At 63.4% G+C, this 20,721-nt stretch carries 20 protein-coding genes and 1 pseudogene; 13 read left to right on the forward strand and 8 right to left on the reverse strand.

Features of this window, described 5'->3' with window-relative positions:
- Positions 1-3: 3 nt before the first annotated feature.
- On the forward strand, positions 4-906 hold the full coding sequence (locus tag H2O75_RS05590; protein WP_182169414.1) for an NAD(P)-dependent oxidoreductase: 903 nt from the start codon (positions 4-6) through the stop codon (positions 904-906).
- Positions 907-1,014: 108 nt separating this feature from the next.
- On the opposite strand, the gene H2O75_RS05595 is transcribed toward H2O75_RS05590, so the two are convergent.
- The 5 genes from H2O75_RS05595 to H2O75_RS05615 form a co-directional block, all read right to left on the reverse strand.
- Positions 1,015-2,415 (reverse strand): mycothione reductase, encoded by a 1,401-nt coding sequence (locus tag H2O75_RS05595; RefSeq protein WP_182169416.1) that lies wholly within the window; start codon positions 2,413-2,415, stop codon positions 1,015-1,017.
- A 67-nt stretch (positions 2,416-2,482) separates the two neighbouring features.
- Positions 2,483-4,012, reverse strand: coding sequence for an ATP-binding cassette domain-containing protein (locus tag H2O75_RS05600; protein ID WP_182169418.1), 1,530 nt, complete (start codon positions 4,010-4,012; stop codon positions 2,483-2,485).
- A complete protein-coding gene (locus tag H2O75_RS05605) occupies positions 4,009-4,827 on the reverse strand; it encodes an ABC transporter permease (RefSeq protein ID WP_182169420.1) in 819 nt (272 codons plus the stop codon). The genes H2O75_RS05600 and H2O75_RS05605 overlap by 4 nt, the downstream gene beginning before the upstream one ends.
- The gene (locus H2O75_RS05610) at positions 4,824-5,744 is read right to left on the reverse strand and encodes an ABC transporter permease (protein WP_182174968.1); all 921 of its coding nucleotides are present in this window, start codon (positions 5,742-5,744) and stop codon (positions 4,824-4,826) included. The genes H2O75_RS05605 and H2O75_RS05610 overlap by 4 nt, the downstream gene beginning before the upstream one ends.
- On the reverse strand, positions 5,741-7,360 hold the full coding sequence (locus H2O75_RS05615) for an ABC transporter substrate-binding protein (RefSeq protein WP_182169422.1): 1,620 nt from the start codon (positions 7,358-7,360) through the stop codon (positions 5,741-5,743). The genes H2O75_RS05610 and H2O75_RS05615 overlap by 4 nt, the downstream gene beginning before the upstream one ends.
- A gap of 316 nt (positions 7,361-7,676) precedes the next feature.
- On the opposite strand from H2O75_RS05615, the gene H2O75_RS05620 reads away from it, so the two are divergent.
- The gene (locus H2O75_RS05620) at positions 7,677-8,123 is read left to right on the forward strand and encodes a helix-turn-helix domain-containing protein (protein WP_182169423.1); all 447 of its coding nucleotides are present in this window, start codon (positions 7,677-7,679) and stop codon (positions 8,121-8,123) included.
- 11 nt (positions 8,124-8,134) lie between these two features.
- Here the strand turns inward: H2O75_RS05620 and H2O75_RS05625 are convergent, their stop codons facing one another.
- Positions 8,135-8,665: an NUDIX hydrolase gene (locus tag H2O75_RS05625; RefSeq protein ID WP_220462700.1), complete on the reverse strand. Its 531-nt coding sequence runs from the start codon at positions 8,663-8,665 to the stop codon at positions 8,135-8,137.
- Positions 8,666-8,925: 260 nt separating this feature from the next.
- On the opposite strand from H2O75_RS05625, the gene H2O75_RS05630 reads away from it, so the two are divergent.
- From H2O75_RS05630 to H2O75_RS05650, 5 genes are all read left to right on the forward strand, one after another.
- Positions 8,926-9,066, forward strand: a complete 141-nt coding sequence (locus tag H2O75_RS05630) for a hypothetical protein (RefSeq protein WP_182169424.1) — start codon at positions 8,926-8,928, stop codon at positions 9,064-9,066.
- 61 nt (positions 9,067-9,127) lie between these two features.
- A complete protein-coding gene (locus H2O75_RS05635) occupies positions 9,128-9,496 on the forward strand; it encodes a GntR family transcriptional regulator (RefSeq protein WP_259365187.1) in 369 nt (122 codons plus the stop codon).
- The gene (locus H2O75_RS05640; RefSeq protein ID WP_182169428.1) at positions 9,493-10,221 is read left to right on the forward strand and encodes an ATP-binding cassette domain-containing protein; all 729 of its coding nucleotides are present in this window, start codon (positions 9,493-9,495) and stop codon (positions 10,219-10,221) included. The genes H2O75_RS05635 and H2O75_RS05640 overlap by 4 nt, the downstream gene beginning before the upstream one ends.
- Positions 10,218-10,907 carry a hypothetical protein gene (locus H2O75_RS05645; RefSeq protein ID WP_182169430.1) on the forward strand — a complete coding sequence of 230 codons (690 nt, stop codon included), beginning with the start codon at positions 10,218-10,220 and terminating at the stop codon, positions 10,905-10,907. Before H2O75_RS05640 ends, H2O75_RS05645 begins: the two co-directional genes overlap by 4 nt.
- 136 nt (positions 10,908-11,043) lie before the next feature.
- Positions 11,044-12,375: an APC family permease gene (locus tag H2O75_RS05650; protein ID WP_182169432.1), complete on the forward strand. Its 1,332-nt coding sequence runs from the start codon at positions 11,044-11,046 to the stop codon at positions 12,373-12,375.
- Here H2O75_RS05650 and H2O75_RS05655 read toward each other — a convergent pair.
- A complete protein-coding gene (locus H2O75_RS05655) occupies positions 12,359-12,955 on the reverse strand; it encodes a TetR family transcriptional regulator (RefSeq protein ID WP_182169434.1) in 597 nt (198 codons plus the stop codon). The two genes, H2O75_RS05650 and H2O75_RS05655, sit on opposite strands and share 17 nt — an antisense overlap.
- 100 nt (positions 12,956-13,055) lie before the next feature.
- On the opposite strand from H2O75_RS05655, the gene H2O75_RS05660 reads away from it, so the two are divergent.
- Together H2O75_RS05660 and H2O75_RS05665 are read left to right on the forward strand one after the other, a co-directional pair.
- Positions 13,056-13,874: an SDR family oxidoreductase gene (locus tag H2O75_RS05660; RefSeq protein ID WP_182169437.1), complete on the forward strand. Its 819-nt coding sequence runs from the start codon at positions 13,056-13,058 to the stop codon at positions 13,872-13,874.
- A complete protein-coding gene (locus H2O75_RS05665; protein WP_182169440.1) occupies positions 13,875-14,699 on the forward strand; it encodes an SDR family NAD(P)-dependent oxidoreductase in 825 nt (274 codons plus the stop codon).
- A 230-nt stretch (positions 14,700-14,929) separates the two neighbouring features.
- Here H2O75_RS05665 and H2O75_RS05670 read toward each other — a convergent pair whose 3' ends face one another.
- Positions 14,930-15,838 (reverse strand): helix-turn-helix transcriptional regulator, encoded by a 909-nt coding sequence (locus tag H2O75_RS05670; protein ID WP_182169444.1) that lies wholly within the window; start codon positions 15,836-15,838, stop codon positions 14,930-14,932.
- Positions 15,839-15,961: 123 nt separating this feature from the next.
- Between H2O75_RS05670 and H2O75_RS05675 the strand changes: the two genes are divergently transcribed.
- The 4 genes and pseudogenes from H2O75_RS05675 (at position 15,962) to istA (ending at position 20,637) form a co-directional block, all read left to right on the forward strand.
- Positions 15,962-16,984 (forward strand): zinc-dependent alcohol dehydrogenase family protein, encoded by a 1,023-nt coding sequence (locus tag H2O75_RS05675; RefSeq protein WP_182169447.1) that lies wholly within the window; start codon positions 15,962-15,964, stop codon positions 16,982-16,984.
- 84 nt (positions 16,985-17,068) lie between these two features.
- Positions 17,069-17,371, forward strand: a pseudogene (locus H2O75_RS05680) (transposase); the annotation flags it as partial.
- A 181-nt stretch (positions 17,372-17,552) separates the two neighbouring features.
- The gene (locus H2O75_RS05685) at positions 17,553-18,797 is read left to right on the forward strand and encodes an IS256 family transposase (protein WP_182169453.1); all 1,245 of its coding nucleotides are present in this window, start codon (positions 17,553-17,555) and stop codon (positions 18,795-18,797) included.
- Between the two features lie 529 nt (positions 18,798-19,326).
- Complete coding sequence (gene istA, locus H2O75_RS05690; RefSeq protein ID WP_220462701.1) at positions 19,327-20,637, forward strand: IS21 family transposase; 1,311 nt, start codon at positions 19,327-19,329, stop codon at positions 20,635-20,637.
- The last annotated feature ends 84 nt before the right edge of the window (positions 20,638-20,721 follow it).

The following is a 20,721-nucleotide window of genomic DNA, read 5'->3' on the forward strand; positions in this document are numbered from 1 at the left end:
GTCGTGACTAACGTAACCATCGCGATCTCTCCCGACTGGACCATCGATCTCAACATCCCTGGTATCACAGTGCTGGAATGGGATTTCAAGACTCCGCCGCCCGCTGACCACATCGACATCGCTGTCGCCCCGCATGTCACCACTCCCGATCTTGTGGAGCGCGTGGCAGAGACCGGTGCGAAACTGCTCCAACTCGGCTCGATCGGCTATGACGGGATCCCCCGTGACCTGCCAGAGGGTCTTGCCGTGGCGAACGCGGCCTCCGTGCATGAAACAGCAACCGCTGAACTCGCCATGGCGTCCCTGCTCTACGCCGCGCGCGATCTCGATCGTGCCCGCGAAGCCCAGGTCGAGGCCCGGTGGGAAGGATACTATTCGGCTGGTCTCGCCGATTCGACGATCATCCTCGTCGGCATCGGCGGTGTCGGTAGCGCCATCGCCCAACGGCTGGCACCCTTCGAGACGAACGTCATCAGAGTGGCGCGCCGCGGGCGCGAAGACATGTACGGCACCGTCTATTCCTTCACCGACCTGCCGGAACTCCTCCCCACCGCGGATGCTGTCGTCGTGGCCGTGCCGCTCACGGAATCGACCGAGAACATGGTCGATGATCGCTTCCTCTCAGCCATGAAGGACAATGCGATCCTCGTCAACGTGGCACGCGGCAAGGTGGCCGTGACGGACGCTCTCGTCGCGCACGCCGACAGGCTGCGTCTCGCGCTCGACGTGACAGACCCAGAGCCGCTGCCGAACGATCATCCGCTGTTCGAGAAGGCCACCCTTATCACGCCCCATATCGGCGGCAACACGCAGGCCATGTATCGGCGCATGAACCGGCTTGTCCGCAAGCAGGTCGGCAACTTCATCTCCGGAGAGCCCTTCGTCAACGTCGTTCTCGGCCGGTAGATCCAGCTGAGGATGGGCCCCACCGCGGTGGGGCTCATCCTCATGAGTCGCGCAGACACGCGTGTCTCGATGCTCGGTTTCCGGCATCTGTGCCAGTGCTCGGTTGGTTCAGACGACCTGGAGGAGTGCGTTCTCGATCAGCTCCGGCATGGCGGGGTGGATCCAGTATTGGGTGTCGACGATGTCTCTCGCGGTCTGGCCGGTCGACATGGCCTGGATGAGGATCTGAATCAGGGTGGGGGCGTGGGGGCCGATGATGTGGGCGCCCAGGATCCGTGTCGTCTCACGATCGACGATGATCTTCGCGAAACCTGTCGTATTCTCCATCGCCCATCCGTAGGCGATGCCAGCATAGTCCTGCTTGGCGACGGCATAGTCGAGTCCGCTCTCTTTCGCCTGCGCCTCGGTCATGCCCACGGTCGCGATCTGCGGATCCCCGAACACGGCCGATGGAACGTACCGGTGGTCTGTTGCCTTGAGGTCATCGGGGTGGAGCAGATTGTGGCGCACCGTCTTCGCCTCCTTGTTGGCGACGTGCTTGAGCTGCCACGGGGATGAAATGTCCCCCAGGGCGAATACACCCTCGATCACGGCTCCGCTCTCGTCGAGGACCCGCTGGTAGTCGTCGACACGCACCCGACCATCCGCATGCGTCCCGATTCCAGCGGCACCGACCTCAAGGGTGTCCGAGTTGGGCTGGCGTCCCGTTGCGACGAGGATCTCGTCCGCCTCGATCGTCACGACCTCATCACGGTGGATACCGGTCACGATCACCCTGCCATCGCGCCGCTCCACCGCTGTCGTGGAGAATTCCAGGCGCACGTCATAGGTGCCCGAGGCGATTGTCGTGTAGGCCTCTGCGATGTTGTGATCCTGGGCCCGCAGAAGGACGCTCGAGCGGGCGAGCACGGTGACGGCAACACCGAGGGATGAGAACACGTGCGCCATCTCAGCCGCGATGAAACCGGACCCGAGGATGATCATGGAGGCTGGCAGCTCCTCCATCCTCATGACCGAATCGGAGGTCAATGCCTGTGCCTGCGACAGGCCGGGGATGGGAGGGAGGCTGGGGCGGGCACCTGCCGCGATAACGACCCGGTCCGCGGTGATCTCCTCCTCTCCGCCGGCTGTCGCCACAACCATCGTCTTCGGGCCGGTGAACCGGCCGACCCCCTGGTAGACCGTGAGGAAACGATTGTCCTCATGGGTTTTCCGATAGTCCTCTCCCCCGGCGGCGATGGGGTCGATGCGGCCGAAGATCCTGTCCCTGATCGCGGGCCAGTCCACCCCATCGAGCGTTTCGCTCACCCCGAAGCGGGCAGCCTTCGCGGGAGTGCCAGCGATCTCGGCCGTGTAGGAGAACATCTTGGTCGGGATGCAGCCGACGTTGAGGCAGGTTCCGCCGAAAGTGCCCTTCTCGACGAGAGCGATCGAGAGGCCGTCGAATTCGGGGCCCGGAAGACTGTTGCCGGAGCCGGTTCCGATGATGAGGAGATCAAAATGGGTCATGTCATCAGCCTAACGAGTGGGGACGGCTGTGCCACTCCGGTTTCACTGACAGCGCGCACCCCGCCAGTCAGGGCGCCAGGTGCTCTCCGCGCTCCCACTCATCGATGATCGTGTCTCTGTCTCCGAGGCGGACGATCCGGCCCTGCTCCATGATGGCGATGCGGTCGGACACCTGGCCGATGACGTCGAGATCGTGGGAGATGAAGAGCTGGGTGAGCCCACGGCTTCGCTGCAGGCGCCCAAGCAGATCGAGGATCTCTGCCTGGACCGTGACATCGAGAGAGGAGACCGGTTCGTCTGCGATGAGGATGCTGGGGTTCGTCGCGAGGGCGCGGGCGATGGCCACACGCTGCCTCATGCCGCCGGATAGATGAAGGGGGCGCCGCGTCACCGTCTCCGGCGGGAGGGCGACATCGTCAAGGAGGGAATAGACGCGGTCGCGAAGATCTGACGTGGCGGAGCGCCACGTCGCGGAACCATCCGATGCCGCGTCGGCCAGGATCGAGCCGACTCTGGCGCGCGGATCGAAAGACGACAGCGCGTCCTGGTAGATGACGGAGATCTCGGACCGTCGGGGTCGGCGCTCCCGCTCCGGCACCGTTGACCACGGCTCTCCGAGGAGGGTCACCTCACCGGCGGTGGGGGTGTCGAGGCCGAGGAGAAGGCGAGCGAGTGTCGTCTTCCCCGAGCCGGAGGATCCGACAAGTCCAAGAGTCTCGCCTTCCCGGAGCACGAGATCCACACCGTCGACAGCGACACGGTCCGCCCCGTTCCTCCTGCCGGGGAAGACGCGGGTGAGTCCGCGCGCGGCCAGAACCGTACGTGTGACAGGGCGCGGCGGCGCCGTCGAGCGCACGGGGATGCTGTCGCGCAGACGGCGCGTGGCGGGATGCTGGGGGTTGGTGAGAACCGTGGAGGCAGGGCCCGACTCGACGATCATCCCCCCATCCATGACACACACGTCGTCTGCGATTTCGTCGACGACCGCAAGATCGTGGGTGATGAGGAGGAGGGCCGTGCCGCGGTCCCGCAGGTCGGCCAGGATCTGCACGATATGGGAGCGCAGGTGACTGTCGAGCGCCGTTGTGGGTTCGTCCGCTATCAGAATAGGAGGGTTGGCGGCGATAGCGGAGGCGATGAGTGCGCGCTGGCGCTGCCCTCCCGATAGCTGGGGGGACCGTTGGCGTGCTCGTTCACCAGCATCCTCCAAACCGACCCGCTCGAGAATGTCGATGACTGCGCGAGGAATGTTCGGCGTGCGGGTGTGCAGGCGCAGGGCGTCCCCGACTTCCCGCCCGATGGGGCGCAGGGGGTCCAGGGAGACAAGTGCGTCCTGGAGGACGAGGCCGACGGTCCCGCCCCGGACGCGACGCCACGCCCTCTCCGAGGCGCCGATCATGTCGACCCCATCGAGGAGGAGCTTCCCGGTGACCCCGCTTCCCGCAAGGCCGAGAAGGCTTCTCGCTGTGACTGATTTTCCGGAGCCCGATTCGCCGACAAGGGCGAGGCATCGTCCCGGGACGAGGTCGAAAGAGACGCCCCTGACAACCGGACGATTGTAGGAGACCGTCAGGTCGCGCACACGATAGTCCGTCATGAGTCCCTCCGGGAGCGTGCCGCGATTGCTCGTGACAGGGCAGTCGTCGAGACCGCGGTGAGGATGATGGCGAGGCCGGGGAAGAGCGTCAGCCACCAGGCACTCGACGTGAGGTAGGTCCGCCCCGCGTTCATCATCGCTCCCCATTCCGGAGACGGAGGGGACACGCCCAGACCCAGGTAGGACAGGGCGGATGCCCAGACGACACCCTGCCCCACGCCCAGGGTGGCGATGACGAAGAGCGGGGCGACAAGGTTGGGGAAGATCCGGCGGCGGAGGATCTGGCCGGGAGTCCTGCCCAGTGCCCTATCAGCCTCGACATAGCCGGAGGATGCGATGGTCACGGTCTGTGCGCGAATCATACGAGCATAGCCCGGCGCTGCCGCCACGCCGACCGCGAGAGTCGAGGTGACGACCCCGGGCCCGAGCACGGTGATGAGGAGGAGGGCGAGAACGACGCCGGGGAGGGCGAAGAGTACCTCGATGAGACGGTTGGCCCCGAAGTCGACCCAGCGCGGGCCGAGGGCGGCCCCGATCCCGAGGATCATCGCCAGGACGACACCCACCCCGGTGGCCGCGACGCCGATGATGAGGGAGTCGCGCGTGCCGTGGACGACGCGCCGAAACGTGTCGCGGCCTGATTCGTCCGTGCCGAACCAGTGCTCGAGGCTAGGGGCTGCGAAGCCGTCCGCCGGTGCGACAGCGAGGGGGTCTCCCGGTGCGATGAGAGAGGGCGCGATCGCGGCGATGAGGAGGACGAGGAGGTAGGCGAGGGATAGCCAGGCTCCGAGATTGACACGGCGGGCCGTGATCATGTTCCCACCCGGGGGTCGATGAGGGCACTGAGGATATCGACGATCAGAGTCACGAGACAGTAGACGGCGGCGATGACGATGAGGATGCCGAGGACGAGCGGCATGTCCCGCACGCCGACAGCCGTGAGGAGGGTGCGCCCGATGCCCTGCCGGGCGAAGACGGCTTCGACGACGACGGCGCCGGACATGAGGGAGCCGAATGCCCACCCGGCAACCGTCAGTGCGGGAAGGATCGCGTGGCGGAGCAGGTGACGCAGGTAGAGTCCCGACATCGTCTCGCCGCGGGCTCGTGCAGACAGCGAGAACTGTGCCTCCATCGCATCCAGCATCGTCTCCCTCATCACCTGACCCATGAAGCCCGCGGTGGGGATCGCGAGAGTGAGGGCCGGGAGGATGAGGGAGATCGGGTCGTCGGTGCTGACGGGAGGGAGCAGCCCGAGCCACGTGGAGAAGACGACGATGAGGACGATCGCGAGGGCGAAGTGTGGCAGGGCGGCTGAGACGACTTCGATGGTGGACAGGATGCGCCACGGCAGTGCGCCGTAGACGCTGATGAAGGACGTGAGGAGGGCGATGACGAGGGCGAGTCCGAGCGACGTGAACGCCAGTGTGAGGGTTGCTGGCAGCTGGTCGGCTATCAGGTCGATGACGGGAGCATCATAGGAGAAGCTCACGCCCCAGTCGAAGGTGGCCAGTGACATCATCTGTATCCAGTATCGGACGATGAGGGGCCTGTCGAGACCGTGAGTATCGATAGCACGGGCAACAGCCTCCTCGCTCGCATTCGAGCCCGGCCCGAGGATCGCGTCGAGATCATCGCCGGGAATGGCGGTGATGGCGAGGAAGACGATCGTCGCGACAGCCCAGAGGACGAGTGCTGTGCCCCCGAGTCGTCGCGCCGCGAAGGACACTGTCACTTCATCCACACCTCATGGAACCAGGGTGCGGACAGGTTGGTCTCGAGTCGGAGCCCCGCAACATCATCCCTGTAGAGGACGCGTGTCTGCCAGTCGTAGAGCGGCAAGACATAGGCGCCGTCGATGATGATCTGCTGGGCCTGGGCGTAGAGTTCGCCGCGTTCCGCCGCGTCCTGGTTCGCGCGCTCGAGGAGGGAGTCGAGCTCGTCGTTGCGGACGTTGATGTTGTTCGCGTGATATCCCGACGGCGCGGGCTCGATGCCATCGGAGTGGAAGATGATCCGCATGACGTCGGGGCTCGATTTGCCGTAGGGCGCGGTGATCGCATCAAACTCCCACGCGCCTGCCGCCGCATACCAGCTGGCAAGATCCATCGGTTCCAGGGTCACCTCGAAACCGACCTGCCCAGCCTGCGCCTGGATCTGTTCGAGGAGCGACTGCTCGGCCGGAATCGACTGGTTCGTGGAGACGGGAATGCGGACCGTGAGCCGCTCCCCGTCCTTCGTGCGCACGCCGTCGCTGCCGAGAACCCAGCCCGCCTCATCGAGAAGATCGTTGGCACGATCCTGATCGAACACGAACGCGTCATCGTGGCTCGTACCGTGCGGGGTGGTCGATGCGACGAGACTCGTGGAGCGTTCGACCGTGCCGAAGAACAGTGTCTCAACGCCGGCATCGATATCGGAGGCGATCATGAAGGCCTGCCGGACGAGCGGATCCGAGAAGGTCACCCCGCCCGTGTTGAGCTCGAGGCGGGTCGATGCTCCCGATCGCACGCCGATAAGGGCGCGGATCTGGCCGTCCTGGGCTTGGGCTTGGGCGATCGTGTCGGGCTGGGCCGAGTCGATGACGTCGACGTCGCCCGCCTGGAGGGCGGCGTAGCGCGACGATGCGTCGGGCATGAACCTGAGGACGAGAGTATCGAGGTAGGCGGGGCCCTCGTGCCCGGCTGTTGCCGGGGCGCTCGAATAGGACTCGTTCCTGGAGTAGGTGATCGAATGCTGTTTGCGCCATTCCTCGATGACGAACGGGCCCGTTCCGACGGGGGATGTGCAGTTCTCCTCCATGCTCCGCTGGAGTGCGACCGGGGATTCCATGGCCAACCAGGTCTGCGCGAACGATTCCATGAGGGACACGTCGGGCTGAGTCATGTGGATGATCGCCGTCAGGGGGTCGGCCGCCTCGACACGGTCGACGTGTTCGAGGGCGAGATAACCGGTCGAGGATTCTGTCGCGGGGTCCTGGATATGCTCAACATTGGCTTTGACCGCTTCCGCGGTGAACGGCGTGCCGTCGGTGAACTCGATGCCGTCGCGGAGTGTCACCGTCCACGTCATCCCATCCTCAGACATCACTCCGGACTCGGCCAGCCAGGGCAGCAGCTCCCCTTCCTCCGTCATCGTGAACAGGGATTCCATGACATGGATTCCGGCGATCTTCTGCGGCATGTTCCCGCCCACGTGGGGATCGAGACACGTCGGCTCGGCATCCGCCGTCGCGAAGGTGAGTGTCCCTCCCCGTTGCGGCTGCGTCTGTTCAGTCTCGGTATCGCCCGTGCCGCATCCCGCGAGAGCGGCGACGAGAATGAGGACGGACAAGCGACGGGAGAAGAGCATGTCATCACCTTGTGAGAGGCCCGGAGGCGGCGTGCAGATACCCAACGAGTATAGACATGACGAGCGCGAACGACGCGACGGAGGGTCGGGAGCGAGACCGTCCCCTTGGCTGCCCGAGCACCACTGCGTGACGTGTGACGACCGTTGCTCCCGTTAGGTGATGAACGGCGGGAGTTCTCCCCACGTGTGCTCTATACACCCTTGATGTGGTGGCGTAGTCTGAGCGACACAAAAGGCACAGTTTCGACGCCGATACAGTCCGGACCATCCGATCAGATTGACTCCACGTCGCACGATCCGGTTGAGGTTGAGGGAGATGGATACGCACAACGAGAGCCTGAACGTTGAGGCCACCGACATCGCAGAGCTGCTCGAACGAATCGAAGGGCTACGAAGAATCCTGTCCGCCGGTTCGTCGAAGAGGCACGCCGAGATTCGCCTCATGAGACTCTTCGCCGATCAGCGGCCGAGAACTCTCCGCCAGGTAGCGGAACAGGTGGGAGTGGACCAGTCCACAGCCAACCGCCAGGTCAACTCGGCACTCGACAACGGGCTGCTCTCCCGCGAGCGCGAGGCTGCGGGACTGCCCTACCTTTTCGTCATCACTGATGATGGGCTGAGCCTCTACGAACGCTACGTCGACTATATGACGGCCCGCTATCGTGCCGGCTTGGAGGCGCTCGGCATGAACCGGGCTCAGTTCGAGCAGCTCATGAGGACTTTCGTTGCCGCGTTGGACAGCGACCCTCATGCGCAGGAGTAGGGACTGCCGGTTCAGCGCCCGAGGCTGGCTTGGGCGCGTGCGATGCGGGAGGGAAGATCGGGCGTCGCGTCGGTCGGCAGTGCGTTGATCGGCCACCAGGCGACATCGTCGCTTTCGTCGCTGACGATGATGGGTGTGTCCTGGTCGACGATTGCGGTGAAGCCGACATCCCAGTGTGCTTGGCACGTGAAGCCGCCGTGGAGATCGTGCCTGTCGAGGTCGACGACGCCTCCTGTGAGTTCGAGGTCGACCATTCCGCTCTCTTCTCGCGCCTCGCGGAGCGCGGCAGCATCCAATGAGTGGTCGGATTTCTCGAGGTGGCCGCCGAACTGGACCCAGAAGCGGCCCTTGCGGTGATAGGTGAGGAGGATCCGGCTCAGGTCGGGGGTGAATACGAAGGTGCTTGCCGTGACGTGTTGAGGGCCCGTCTCCTTCCAGATCATCGCACTGTCGATGGTTGCGAGGTAGTGATCGCGCAGGTGCTGCTGCGCGGGATCGGCCGGTTGATAGGTCTGGAGGTGCGCCAGGACAGAGTTGAGCATCGCACCAGTCTACGGCCCGGTCGGCGTCCGGGGATCAGCAGTCCGGTCTCGTAGGCCAGGATGACGAGTGAGGCCGCGATCTCGTTGCTGGAGAGGCCTCGGGCCACGAGGAGGAGTATCTCGCGCTCGCGGTCGGGGCAGTACTCTCGCGAGTGCCGACTGGGCCACCCATCGGTCTGCGGAGCTTTCGGGCGGACAGCAGCGGGACATCGTCTCTCATCCGACATTGCTCCTTGCGGGCGGACCGACGGGCAGTCTCGATGCGGGAGGAGATCCTCGATCTTCTGTCGACGCTCAACGATGAAGGTCTGACCATCATCGCCGTCACCCACGATTCCGCAGTCGCGGCACGGGCACACCGCCGCCTCGACCTCTCCCGCGGCAGCCTGCACACAAGTTGACAGTTGACACGCACACCACCTCCATGGTTCATTAGTCATGTACTGAACCATGGAGGTGGTTGTGGATTTCTCGTCTCAGACACCCATCTATCTGCAGATCGCGGAAGATATTCGCCAGCGGATCATCGCCGGCACGCTGCGCGGCGGTGATCAGGTGATGTCGACGACTCAGTATGCGACGACGTATCGGATCAATCCCGCGACGGCTAACAAGGGACTCACCATGCTCGTCGAGGAGGGGCTCCTCGAAAAGCGGCGGGGTATCGGCATGTTTATCGCAGACGATGCTCACGAACGCCTGACGAGCGTGCGGCGCGCGGAGTATCGAGACGCGATCCTCTCCCCCGCGATCTCATCCGGCCTCCTCCTCGGACTCACCCCCGACCAGCTCATCGATCTTGTGACCCAGCTCGTGAAGGACCGGCCATGACCTACTCAGTGACATTCACCAACGCCTCCTACTCGTATGGCAAGAAGCCTGCCGTGCGAGACGTGACAGCAACCATCGCGCCAGGCACGATCACGGGACTTCTCGGGAGGAACGGCTCGGGCAAGTCAACCCTGGCGATGATGATGTGCGGGCATCTCAAGGCACGAGGGACCGTCCTCGTCGACGGCGACTCACCGTGGGAGAACCCAACCATCATGCCGAACGCGGCGCTGGTGTCCGATGCGACGTCGATCTTCCTCGACTCGAAGCTCGCACGCACCCACGAGCTGTGGCGCGCACTGCGCCCACACTGGTCGGAGGACCTCTATCGAGAACTCATGGACCAGTGGGGCCTGCGGGAGAAAGACACGTATTCCTCCCTCTCGCGCGGACAGCAGTCGGCCTTCACGGCGGCCCTCGGCCTCGCGTCACGCAGCCCGCTGACGATCTTCGACGAAGTCCATCTGGGAATGGATGTGGTTGTGCGCCACGAGTTCTACGACACGATGCTGGCCGAGTTCGTCAACCATCCGCGCACGATCGTCCTGTCATCCCATCTTGTCGGTGAGATCGAGAACCTCGTCAGCGATGTCCTCATCCTCGACAGGGGAACGGTCGCCGCGGCAGGAGCGGCAGACGACGTGCGCGCCGCACACGGCACCGACGGAACTCACGCCTCTCTCACCGACGTACTCATCTCGCTCACCGGAAGGACGAAGAAATGACACACCACTCTCTCTACCAGCGCCTGGGACGTGTCGACCTGCGCTCCTACGGCGTCCTCGTGGCAACGATCCTCATGATCGTCGTCGTCAGCCTGATCGCGCTCGCATTCGTCCCGCAATCCTGGCTCACCTCCTACCTGCGCGATGCTGATCCGACCCTCTCCTTCCTCAGCGTCTCGGAGGACGCTCGCTACATGCTGGCACCCATATTTCTGTCAGGCGCTGCCCCGGTCTTCGCCTTCGTCCTCGGCATCGTCTCCGCAGCCGAGTCGCGATCATTCCTCGGTGCGGGCGTGACACGGGAGGCCGTGTGGCGCGACGGGAGGCGCACGAACATCGGCATCTCCCTCACCGTCATCGTCATCCTCGCGCTCAGCATCGCGGTGGCAGCGGCGCTCGACGGCGCGAGCATCGACAGCGGCCAGGCGCTCTCCGCGACAGGGATCTTTCTCCTCAGCCTCCTCGCGGCGTTCGAGATCGGATACTTCCTCTCCATGCTGTTCACCCGATTGACATGGCTTCCCGCCCTCATCATCTGCATCGCCTACTCAGCGGGCCTTCTCGTCTCGCTGAGCTCCTGGTCGGGCGGATGGGATGATCGGTGGACTCTCGCAGCTCTCGCGATCATCGCCTTCGCCGCCGCGCGGCCCATGACACTGACCCTCCCGATGAGGAGAGCGTCCTAAAGGTAATTGTGCTGGTGACAGCACTGAGGAGGCACTGTAGCGCCCACATGCGAGGTGGGCCATCATCGTGCATAATGTACTGCTTACGGCCGGTGTCGCATTGTGACGCGGCTCCATCGAGCGGAAAGCGGCAATCATGACTCAGCAATCATCGCGCCTCAAGAAGGGTATGGGAGGGTTCCTCCTCTTCGCTTTTATCCTCGGGGACGTCCTCGGTGCGGGCGTCTATGCGCTCACGGGAAAGCTCGCGGGCGAGGCGGGCGGCATGACGTGGCTTCCCGTCCTCATCGCCCTCGGCATGGCGCTGCTGACCGCGGGCTCCTACGCGGAACTGGTGACGAAGTATCCGAGGGCGGGCGGCGCCTCCGTCTTCGCCCAACGGGCCTACAAGCAGCCCATCATCGCCTTCCTTGTCGGGTACTGCATGCTGTGCGCCGGCATCGTCTCCGTCGGCGGTCTCGCCATCGCCTTCACAGGCGACTACCTCTCGAGCCTCATGCCGGTCTGGGTTCCCCTCGCCGCACCGCTCTTCCTCTTCCTCCTCGCCCTCATCAACCTCCGCGGCATCACCGAATCCGTGCGCTCCAATCTGGTCATGACCATCATCGAAGTCTCGGGCCTCGTCCTCGTCCTCGTTGTCGTGGCGATGGCGATGAGTGACGGGAAGGGTGACACATCGCGCCTCATGGAAGCGCCGGACGGTGTCAGCACGGCCGCAGCCGTGCTCGGCGCGGCACTCCTCGCGTTCTACAGCTTCGTCGGCTTCGAAACCTCGGCGAACATCGCCGAGGAGGTGAGGGACGTCAACCGGGTCTACCCGCGGGCCCTCTTCGCCTCGATCGGGGTGGCCGGTCTCGTCTACGTCCTCATCGCCATGGCGTCGTCGATCATGATGGAGCCGGCAGAGCTCGCATCCTCCTCCGGCCCGCTCCTCGACGTCGTCAACTCGACGGGCGCAACCTTCCCAGACTGGTTCTTTGCCGCGATCGCCCTCGTCGCCATCGCCAACGGCGCCCTCATGACCTCGATCATGAGCTCACGGCTCGTGTACGGCATGGCGGACCAGGGGATCCTGCCGCGGGTCTTCACCGCGGTCCTGCCCAACAGGCGCACGCCCTGGGTCGCGATCCTGTCCACGACAGCCCTCTCCGCGATCCTTTCCATTGTCGGAGAACTCCAGCTCCTGGCCGAGACCGTCGTCCTCTTCCTGCTCTTCGTCTTCATCTCCACGAATCTCGCGGTCCTCGTCCTGCGCAAAGACACCGTCGATCACGAGCACTTCACGATTCCCGCCTTCGTCCCCATCCTCGCTCTTGCGAGTTGCGCGATTCTTCTCGTCCAGCAATCGGCACAGGTGTGGCTGCTCGGCGCAGTCCTCCTCGCCGTCGGTGTCGGCCTCTACTTCCTTGCCAAGAAGTTCAACACACCCGCCGCGGACAAGCCTGCGACGATCACACCTGGAGAATGAAGGCCGTCATCGCATCATCGAGATAGTCCCCGAAAGGCTGAGTCTGATCGGAGCGCAGCCAGGCGATCCGCGCGGCCTGCATGCACGCGAAGGCGGCACCGACGATAGCGGCAGCCCGCGGGCTGGACTCATCATCGCCGAGGCGGGCCGCGACGCGGCCGACAAGGAGATCCTGCACCCTCTGCATCTTCTCCAAGTACCTGGCCTGCAGCTGCGGATTGCCGAGGACGATCCTCTCCAGGGCGTCGTTGCGAGCACGCGCACGATCATCCTGGACGTAGTCGAGGGTCAGGTCGAAGACGCGGCGCAGAGAATCCCACACCGGCTCCCCTGATGGGCGATCGTCGAGAGCATCGGCGAGTCGATCGCCGAAAAGATCGTACTTGCCGATGACGAGATCGTCTTTGGATGCGAAATAGCGGAAAAACGTCCGCTTGGACATGCCGGCGGCTTCAGCGATCTGACCGACCGTCGTCTCGTCGTAGCCGCGCTCGAGGAAGAGATCTTGAGCCACGGACGTGAGCTCGGTTTGGACGAGGCGGCGGGTGCGGTCCCGCAGGGACGGAGAGTGATCGGACATGACACCAGTATAGACACAACATGACACATGTGACACCCGGTGACACAGACAGCGTGTAGTGTCACCTACATCGCCGCCTGACGTCACGAATGGAGTACACATGAGCAAAGTATGGTTGATCACCGGTTCGTCGAAAGGATTCGGACGTGCCTTCACGGAAGCCGCCCTCGAACGGGGCGACAGGGTTGCCGCGACAGCTCGAGACACGTCGACTCTCGCCGATCTCGCCGAGCGCTACGGGGATGCGATCCTGCCGCTGACCCTCGACGTCACGGACCGGGATGCAGCATTCCGTGCGGTCTCGTCTGCCCACGAGACGTTCGGACGCCTCGACGTCGTCATCAACAACGCCGGCTACGGTCTCTTCGGAACGGTCGAAGAGATCACCGAGCAGCAGCTGCGCGACCAGCTCGAAGTCAACCTCTTCGGCGTCCTCCACGTCACCCAGGCAGTCCTCCCGATCATGCGGGAACAGGGCTCGGGACACATCATCCAGGTCTCATCGATCGGCGGCCTCGTCGCATTCCCGAACCTCGGCGGCTACCACGCCTCCAAGTGGGCACTCGAGGCTCTCTCGGACTCTCTCGCCCAGGAAGTCGCAGGCTTCGGCATCAACGTCACCATCGTCGAACCGACAGGCTTCGATACCGACTGGTCGACCGCTTCCGCCGTCTTCGCCGACCCTCTCCCCCAGTACGCACCCCTGCACGAGGGCATGGCAGCCCAGCGCGCCACCACGACACAGCCGAAGCCCGTCGGATTCGGTGACGCCATCCTTGCCGTCGTCGATGCTGAGACTCCCCCGCGCCGCGTCTTCTTCGGCGAATCCGCAACCCAGATCGTGCCCCATATCCTCAACCAACGTCTCACCGACCTGGCCGAATGGAACTCCGTGTCGCGTCTCGCCGAGGGCAAGTAGATGACCCTGACGGTTCTCATCACCGGAGCCTCCGACGGCATCGGCGCGGCCGCCGCTCGGCAGCTTGCCCCGCATGGTCACCGCCTCCTCATCACCGGCCGCTCACGAGACAAACTCGATGCGGTCGCGCGGGAGACGGGGGCGACGCCTTTCGTCGCGGATTACGCGCGTCTCGACGATGTCAGGCGCCTGGCCGAGGGTGTGCGGGCAGAGCTCGGCGGAGACAGCCTCGATGTTCTCGCGAACAACGCAGGCGGCATCTTCGGAGATCCGGCGAGAACCGTCGACGGGCACGAGAAGACCTTCCAGGTCAACCACCTCGCGCCGTTCCTCCTCACGGAGCTGCTCCGGGATCGACTCGGGGCGGCAGGGCAGGCGTCCGTCATCAACACCTCGAGCGTCGCCAATCGCCTCTTCGGAAACATCGATCTCGATGATCTTGACAACGAGCGGACTTTCACCGCCCACAAGGCGTACGGGGATGCCAAACTGGCGAACATCCTCCACGCTCGCGGCCTGCACTCCCGCTACCACGACACGGGACTCTCAGTCGCCGCCTTCCATCCGGGGACCGTCTCCACGAACTTCGCGTCCGAGACGACCAGCCTCATGAGGTTCGTCTACCAGACTCCGCTCAGGAGACTCGCCCTCATCAGCCCCGAGCGTGGCGGAGCAACCCTAGCCTGGTTCATCGAGAACACATCGTGGGAATCGGGGGCCTATTACGATCAGCGAAAGCGAAAAGCACCCAATCCGCAGGCCATGGACGACGCTCTCGTCAAGGGCCTGTGGGAGCGCAGCGCATCCCTTGTCGGACTGGCGTAGATCGTGGCGGCAATGCCGCCATCCCACCATCATCCCATCAGACCTCGCTGGCGCGAGTCGGACCTTACTGGTGCGTGGTTGCTCCACCGGAGCGGCTCGTCAGGCAATGGACGCTCCACGAGCGTGTCAGGACCGCGTGAATCCCCCGATAGACGTAGGGCTCCGATGCTCGATCCGACCTTCTGGCACTCCTACCAGCACTCGGGCCGAAAACTCGATGCGAGTGCGGCTCAGGCACCGCCGATCGACCGTTCCTCTCGGGCCTTCGCGACTTCCGCATTCTCTCCCATCGCGCTGGCCGATAACTCGCTTGCGGCCCACGAAGCGAGAAGCCGCAGCGCATCCTCTGACCGTGAACCCGGCTCGGCCGCATAGATCGTCAACGTCCAGCCCGGCTCCGATGCCATCTCCAGCCCCTCGTAGGCGAGCGTCATCTCACCCACGATCGGGTGCCGAAAAGTCTTTGACCCTGCGCCGTGATGGCGAACATTGTGGGCACTCCACAGCGTCCGGAATTCGACGCTGCGCGTACTGAGCTCCCCGATGAGATCGTGCAGATCTTTATCAAGAGGGTCACGGGCCGCCTCTGTCCGCAAGATCGCGACAATGATCTCTGCGAAAAGGCCCCAGTCGGGGTAGAAGGCGTGCGCCTTCTCATCAAGAAACGTGTAGCGGGCGATGTTCGGAGGTCCGTCCACCATGTCAAAGACGTCGCGATAGAAAGCTCGAGCCATCGGGTTCGCGGCAATGATATCCAGTCGACCATTCCTCACGAACGCTGGGCCGGACGACACAGCATCGAGAACCCACTGCAGGCTTTCATGCACCGTCGTTCGGCGCCGACGCTGCCGGGCAACCGGACTGGAGGCACGAGCAAGGTCAAAAAGATGTGCACGCTCGGCCTCGTCGAGCCGCAACGCCTGAGCGAGGCTCCCGAGTATCTCGTGCGACACACCGGCAATCGCCCCGCGTTCGATGCGGGTGTAGTACTCAACACTCACCCCTGCCAAGGTCGCTACCTCACTGCGCCGCAGTCCAGCCACCCTCCGGTTCGCCCCTATCGGCAGGCCAACCTGGTCGGGGGTGATCCTGGCGCGTCTCGACGTGAGAAAGTCCCGAACCTCCGCTGAATGATCCATAGCCAGAGGGTAACGGACGACGAGCATCCAAGGGAGGCCCTCCCAATACCTGCTTCCACGGGGACTACCGCGCTGACGTCTCACATGATGTAGTACCCCTATAACCAGCAGAAGGAGATAAGCATGCGCGGAGTCATCATGCACAGCCCCGGAGAAGTCCGAGTCGTCGACCGTGACGATCCGACGATCATCGAACCCACCGACGCGATCATTCGCATCACCGCCACATGCGTCTGCGGATCAGACCTATGGCCCTATCGAGGCGCCGACACGGTCGACAACCTGCTCCTCGGCCACGAATATGTGGGCATCGTCGAGCAGATCGGCGCTGACGTCACCACCATCAAACCCGGAGACTTCGTCGTCGGTTCCTTCGTCACCTCAGACAACACGTGCGAGATCTGCACGGCCGGATACCAATCCCGCTGCATCCACGCCCAATTCGTCCACGGCTCGATCGGCACACAGGCAGAATATGCTCGGATTCCCCACGCCGATGGCACCCTCGTCGCCACCCCCGGGCAACCCGACCCGGACCTCATCCCATCACTACTGACCGCCTCCGACGTTCTCGGAACCGGCTGGTTCGCGGCCGTTGCCGCAGAAGTCGGACCCGGCAAGACAGTCGCCGTCGTGGGCGATGGTGCCGTGGGCCTTCTCGGAATCCTGGCAGCCCACCAGCTCGGCGCCTCCCGCATCATCGCCATGTCGCGCCATAAAGACCGGCAGGCGCTCGCGGTCGAGTTCGGCGCCACCGACATCGTCGAGGAACGCGGAGAGGCAGGTGTCGCACGGATTAAGGAACTGACAGGCGGCCACGGGGCACATTCCGTGATCGAGGCCGTGGGGACGCAGGAGTCGATGATGCAGGCGATACGGTCGACCCGCCCCGGCGGCCACATCGGATATGTCGGCGTCTCCCACGGAGTCGACCTGCCGGGCGGGGAGCTCTTCTTCTCAGCCGTCCATTTGCATGGCGGTCCCGCCCCCGTGCGCCGCTTCCTCCCCGAGCTCATCGACCTCATCTGGAAGCGAGAGATCAACCCCGGCAGAGTCTTCGACATGACGCTCCCGCTCGAGGACGCGGCAGAGGCCTATCGTGCCATGGACGAACGGCGCGCCATCAAGGTTCTGCTCGAGCCCTAGGATCGGGCGGGTTTGCTGACGACAGCGTGGTGGTTTGATTCGGCCTGGGTTTAGTTCCGAGCTTTATAGCAGAATAGGAACACTATGCCCAGAAAGTATGACCCCGAACTGAAGCAGCGTGCGGTGCGGATGGTTTCCGAGGCTCTTCCCGATCACCCCACTCGCACAGCCGCGGTCCGTCATGTCGCGGACCTGCTCGGGGTAGGCGCAGAGGCCCTGCGAACCTGGCACCGGCAGGCCGAAGTCGACCACGGTAAAAGGCCCGGCGTGACGACCGACTTAGCCGCAGAGAATAAACGACTGGAGCGTGAGAACGCTGAGCTGCGCAAGGCTAACGAGGTGCTTAAAGCTGCGAGTATATTTTTCGCGAAGGAACTCGACCGGCCACGGACGAAATGATCGCTTTCATCGATACTTATCGTGATCGTTTCGGAGTTGAGTTCAGTAGTGCCCCTTAGAGTGGTGTAGCCCCCGGGGTGGTCGTGAGCGTCGTTGCTGACGTGGACACGGTCACCGTGGGATCCTTCGAGAAAGCTCTCTACTTCCCACTCGAAAGGACATCGCCACGATGACCGCTCCTCATATTATCGACCCTGCAGGCCTGCTCCGTGAAGCCCTGGCCGAAGCATCCCCGGACTTGATGCGCGATCTGCTGCAGGCCATGATCAACGCCCTGCTTTCAGCAGACGCCGATGCCGTGGTCGGGGCGGAATGGGGCAAGCCCAGCCCCGACCGCCGCACCCAGCGCAACGGCTACCGCCACCGGCCCCTGGACACCCGGGTCGGCACAGTGGATGTTGCTGTCCCAAAACTCAGATCGGGCACATATTTTCCCGACTGGCTGCTCGAGCGCAGAAAACGAGCCGAAACAGCACTGATCACGGTCGTGGCTGACTGCTACCTCGCCGGCGTCAGCACTCGGCGGATGGATAAGCTCGTGAAAACCCTGGGTATTCATTCCCTGTCGAAGTCGCAGGTCTCGCGCATGGCTACTGACCTGGACGAGCACGTGGACCAGTTCCGTCACCGCCCGCTCGATGAGGCCGGCCCGTTCACGTTCGTCGCTGCTGACGCGCTGACCATGAAGGTCCGCGAGGGCGGGCGTGTGATTAACGCGGTCGTCCTCATCGCTACCGGCGTCAATGCCGATGGTAGGCGTGAAGTCCTCGGCCTGCGGGTTGCGACCAGTGAGACCGGGGCGGCATGGAACTCCTTCTTCGCCGACCTCGTCGCACGCGGCCTGACCGGCGTGCGTTTAGTGACTTCTGATGCTCATGCGGGCCTGATCGAGGCGGTCGCAGCGAACCTGCCGGGTGCGTCCTGGCAGCGATGCCGCACGCACTACGCCGCGAACCTGATGAGCGTGTGCCCCAAGAGCTACTGGCCGGCAGTCAAAGCGATGCTGCACTCGGTCTACGACCAGCCCGACGCAGCCAGTGTCCACGCCCAATTCGACCGGCTCTTGGACTACGTCGGCGATAAGCTCCCTGAAGCTCACGATCATCTGGACGGCGCACGTGCCGATATCCTTGCCTTCACCGGTTTCCCGACCGGGGTGTGGGCCCAGATCTGGTCCAACAACCCCAATGAGCGCCTCAACCGCGAGATCCGTCGCCGCACCGATTCGGTGGGGATCTTCCCCAACCGAGAGGCGATCATCCGCCTGGTCGGTGCGGTCCTGGCCGAGCAGACCGATGAATGGGCCGAAGGGCGCCGCTACCTCAGCCTCGACGTTCTCGCCAGAAGCCGCCTCCACATGCTTCCCGAGACCACAGACGAGGTGAGCGACGATCCTCTCGAACTGACCGCCTAACCACTAATTGAAGAACCGAAGGAACACCGGCTACACCACTCAAAGGGACTTGACCGCTCTTAGTAGGTCTCCGCACCTTCCTCGGGGGTTTACGTGGGGTTTATGGAAGGGTCGCGATCGGGATCCGTTCCGATCAGGTACGCCCCGGGAACCCTAGTCCCGACAAGACATCACAGGCACGGAGCGTTCTTCCAGCGGCGGTGTTCACTTCGATGAGCTCTTCGTAAACGAGTCGTTGTTCGGAGCACGTCCACCCGCTCCGAACTGGTGCCCTCATTTGGCAGTCAGATCGGCGACAAGTCTGTCGAAGCTCTCCCGCGTGGCGACGTTCCGTTCCCCGGCGACAGCAACACGGAGAACTCCCTCGCGCACTGATGACGCTCGTTGAAATTCCCCAGTTCTGCTCATTGAATTTCCCCACCCGGGGCCGCTTCCGTTCATAGGGGCGGGCCTTCCTCGAAGCTAGTGGTATTCGACCACGCACGAGCTAGAGGAAGGCCCTGTCTCTATGTTGACACAGGAGGAAGCCGTGGATATCCACGCATTACATCGTCGGGGAATCTCTATCAGTGAGATCGCCCGAATCACTGGAAGAGACCGTAAGACCATCCGGTCATATCTGATCGGTAAGCAAGAGCCTGGCAAACGCAAGAAACCCGAGAGCTCGTTTGAGCCGTTTGTGGAATACGTATCTGCGAGATTGATCGAGGATCCCCACCTGTTCGCTCAGACCTTGTTTGATGAACTGCTCGGTCTGGGATTTCCTGGCTCGTATCAAACGCTCACACGCCAGGTCCGTGCCCGTGGCTTACGGCCAGCCTGTCAGGCATGTGCTCACGTCACCAAAAGGGCGAACGCTGTCATCGAGCACCCGCCGGGCGAGGAGACTCAGTTCGACTGGGTTGAACTTCCTGACCCACCTACCGGTTGGGCTTTCCCCAGGAAGACCGCGTATGTCCTGGTGGGGTCGCTGCCCTTTTCGGGGAAATGGCGAGCAGTGATCTGTCCTTCCCTTGATCAGGCTCATCTCATGCATGCGATCACCGTTGTTGTGACTGAACTTGGCGGGGTGAGCCGTCAGTGGAGATTCGACCGGATGACTCAGGTCATCAAACCTGGCAGCAATGATGTCACCGCTAACTTCGGGGCCTTTGCTAAACACTTCGCAGTGCAAGTCGTTGCGTGCCGGCCGCGGTCAGGAAACCGTAAAGGTGTCGTGGAGAAGAACAACCACACCCTGGCCCAACGCTGGTGGCGCACCCTGCCCGATGATCTGACTCTCGAGCAAGCCCAACAATCGTTGACGTCCTTCGCTGAATCTCAGGACTCACGTCAACGCCGAACACAGACGGGATGGTCCACCCCCACAAGCCTGTTCTGTCACGAGCGGCTTCAGCCGGTGCCGGTGACGATGTTTCCTGTTGTGGTTGTCGAGCAGCGTCAAGTCTCTCGTCAAGCACTCATTGAGTGGCGAGGCAACAGGTATTCTGTCCCGCCGGAGTTCGTCTTCGGCACTGTGAATGTCTCAGCACGCCTGGGCAAGAAATCAATCCTGATCACCACTGCCCAAGGCGCCACCATCGCTCAGCACACGGTCCACGAAGACGGACTGGGCATGACGGTGCGGCAATCCCAACACGTGACTGCTCTTGAGACACTCGCTTTAGCCTCTGCCCCTCCAGGGCGGGCTCACCGGAAGAAAGAGCGCATCCCACCCGGAGAACGCTCTCGTGCCGCAGCAGCCCAGCTCACCGGCCCCACACGGTCTGCTGAACCGGCTCAGATCATTGACCTATCAATCTATGAAGCGATCGCACGAGGGAGGAACACCCTGTCATGACACTCGAAGCCAACATTGTTTACGAACAATTACGCCAACACCTATCGGCATTGAAACTGTCTGCCACCCTTGACGCTCTTCCCC

It is taken from the genome of Flaviflexus equikiangi, from assembly GCF_014069875.1.
GTDB lineage: Bacteria > Actinomycetota > Actinomycetes > Actinomycetales > Actinomycetaceae > Flaviflexus > Flaviflexus equikiangi.

Bases quoted from the DNA above. Each gene is read 5' to 3' on its own strand.
- H2O75_RS05595 (WP_182169416.1), bottom strand. From the start codon at position 2,415: ATGACCCATTTTGATCTCCTCATCATCGGAACCGGCTCCGGCAACAGT.
- H2O75_RS05600 (WP_182169418.1), bottom strand. From the start codon at position 4,012: ATGACGGACTATCGTGTGCGCGACCTGACGGTCTCCTACAATCGTCCG.
- H2O75_RS05605 (WP_182169420.1), bottom strand. From the start codon at position 4,827: ATGATCACGGCCCGCCGTGTCAATCTCGGAGCCTGGCTATCCCTCGCC.
- H2O75_RS05615 (WP_182169422.1), bottom strand. From the start codon at position 7,360: ATGCTCTTCTCCCGTCGCTTGTCCGTCCTCATTCTCGTCGCCGCTCTC.
- H2O75_RS05620 (WP_182169423.1), top strand. From the start codon at position 7,677: ATGGATACGCACAACGAGAGCCTGAACGTTGAGGCCACCGACATCGCA.
- H2O75_RS05625 (WP_220462700.1), bottom strand. From the start codon at position 8,665: ATGCTCAACTCTGTCCTGGCGCACCTCCAGACCTATCAACCGGCCGAT.
- H2O75_RS05630 (WP_182169424.1), top strand. From the start codon at position 8,926: ATGCGGGAGGAGATCCTCGATCTTCTGTCGACGCTCAACGATGAAGGT.
- H2O75_RS05640 (WP_182169428.1), top strand. From the start codon at position 9,493: ATGACCTACTCAGTGACATTCACCAACGCCTCCTACTCGTATGGCAAG.
- H2O75_RS05645 (WP_182169430.1), top strand. From the start codon at position 10,218: ATGACACACCACTCTCTCTACCAGCGCCTGGGACGTGTCGACCTGCGC.
- H2O75_RS05650 (WP_182169432.1), top strand. From the start codon at position 11,044: ATGACTCAGCAATCATCGCGCCTCAAGAAGGGTATGGGAGGGTTCCTC.
- H2O75_RS05655 (WP_182169434.1), bottom strand. From the start codon at position 12,955: ATGTCCGATCACTCTCCGTCCCTGCGGGACCGCACCCGCCGCCTCGTC.
- H2O75_RS05660 (WP_182169437.1), top strand. From the start codon at position 13,056: ATGAGCAAAGTATGGTTGATCACCGGTTCGTCGAAAGGATTCGGACGT.
- H2O75_RS05665 (WP_182169440.1), top strand. From the start codon at position 13,875: ATGACCCTGACGGTTCTCATCACCGGAGCCTCCGACGGCATCGGCGCG.
- H2O75_RS05670 (WP_182169444.1), bottom strand. From the start codon at position 15,838: ATGGATCATTCAGCGGAGGTTCGGGACTTTCTCACGTCGAGACGCGCC.
- H2O75_RS05675 (WP_182169447.1), top strand. From the start codon at position 15,962: ATGCGCGGAGTCATCATGCACAGCCCCGGAGAAGTCCGAGTCGTCGAC.
- H2O75_RS05685 (WP_182169453.1), top strand. From the start codon at position 17,553: ATGACCGCTCCTCATATTATCGACCCTGCAGGCCTGCTCCGTGAAGCC.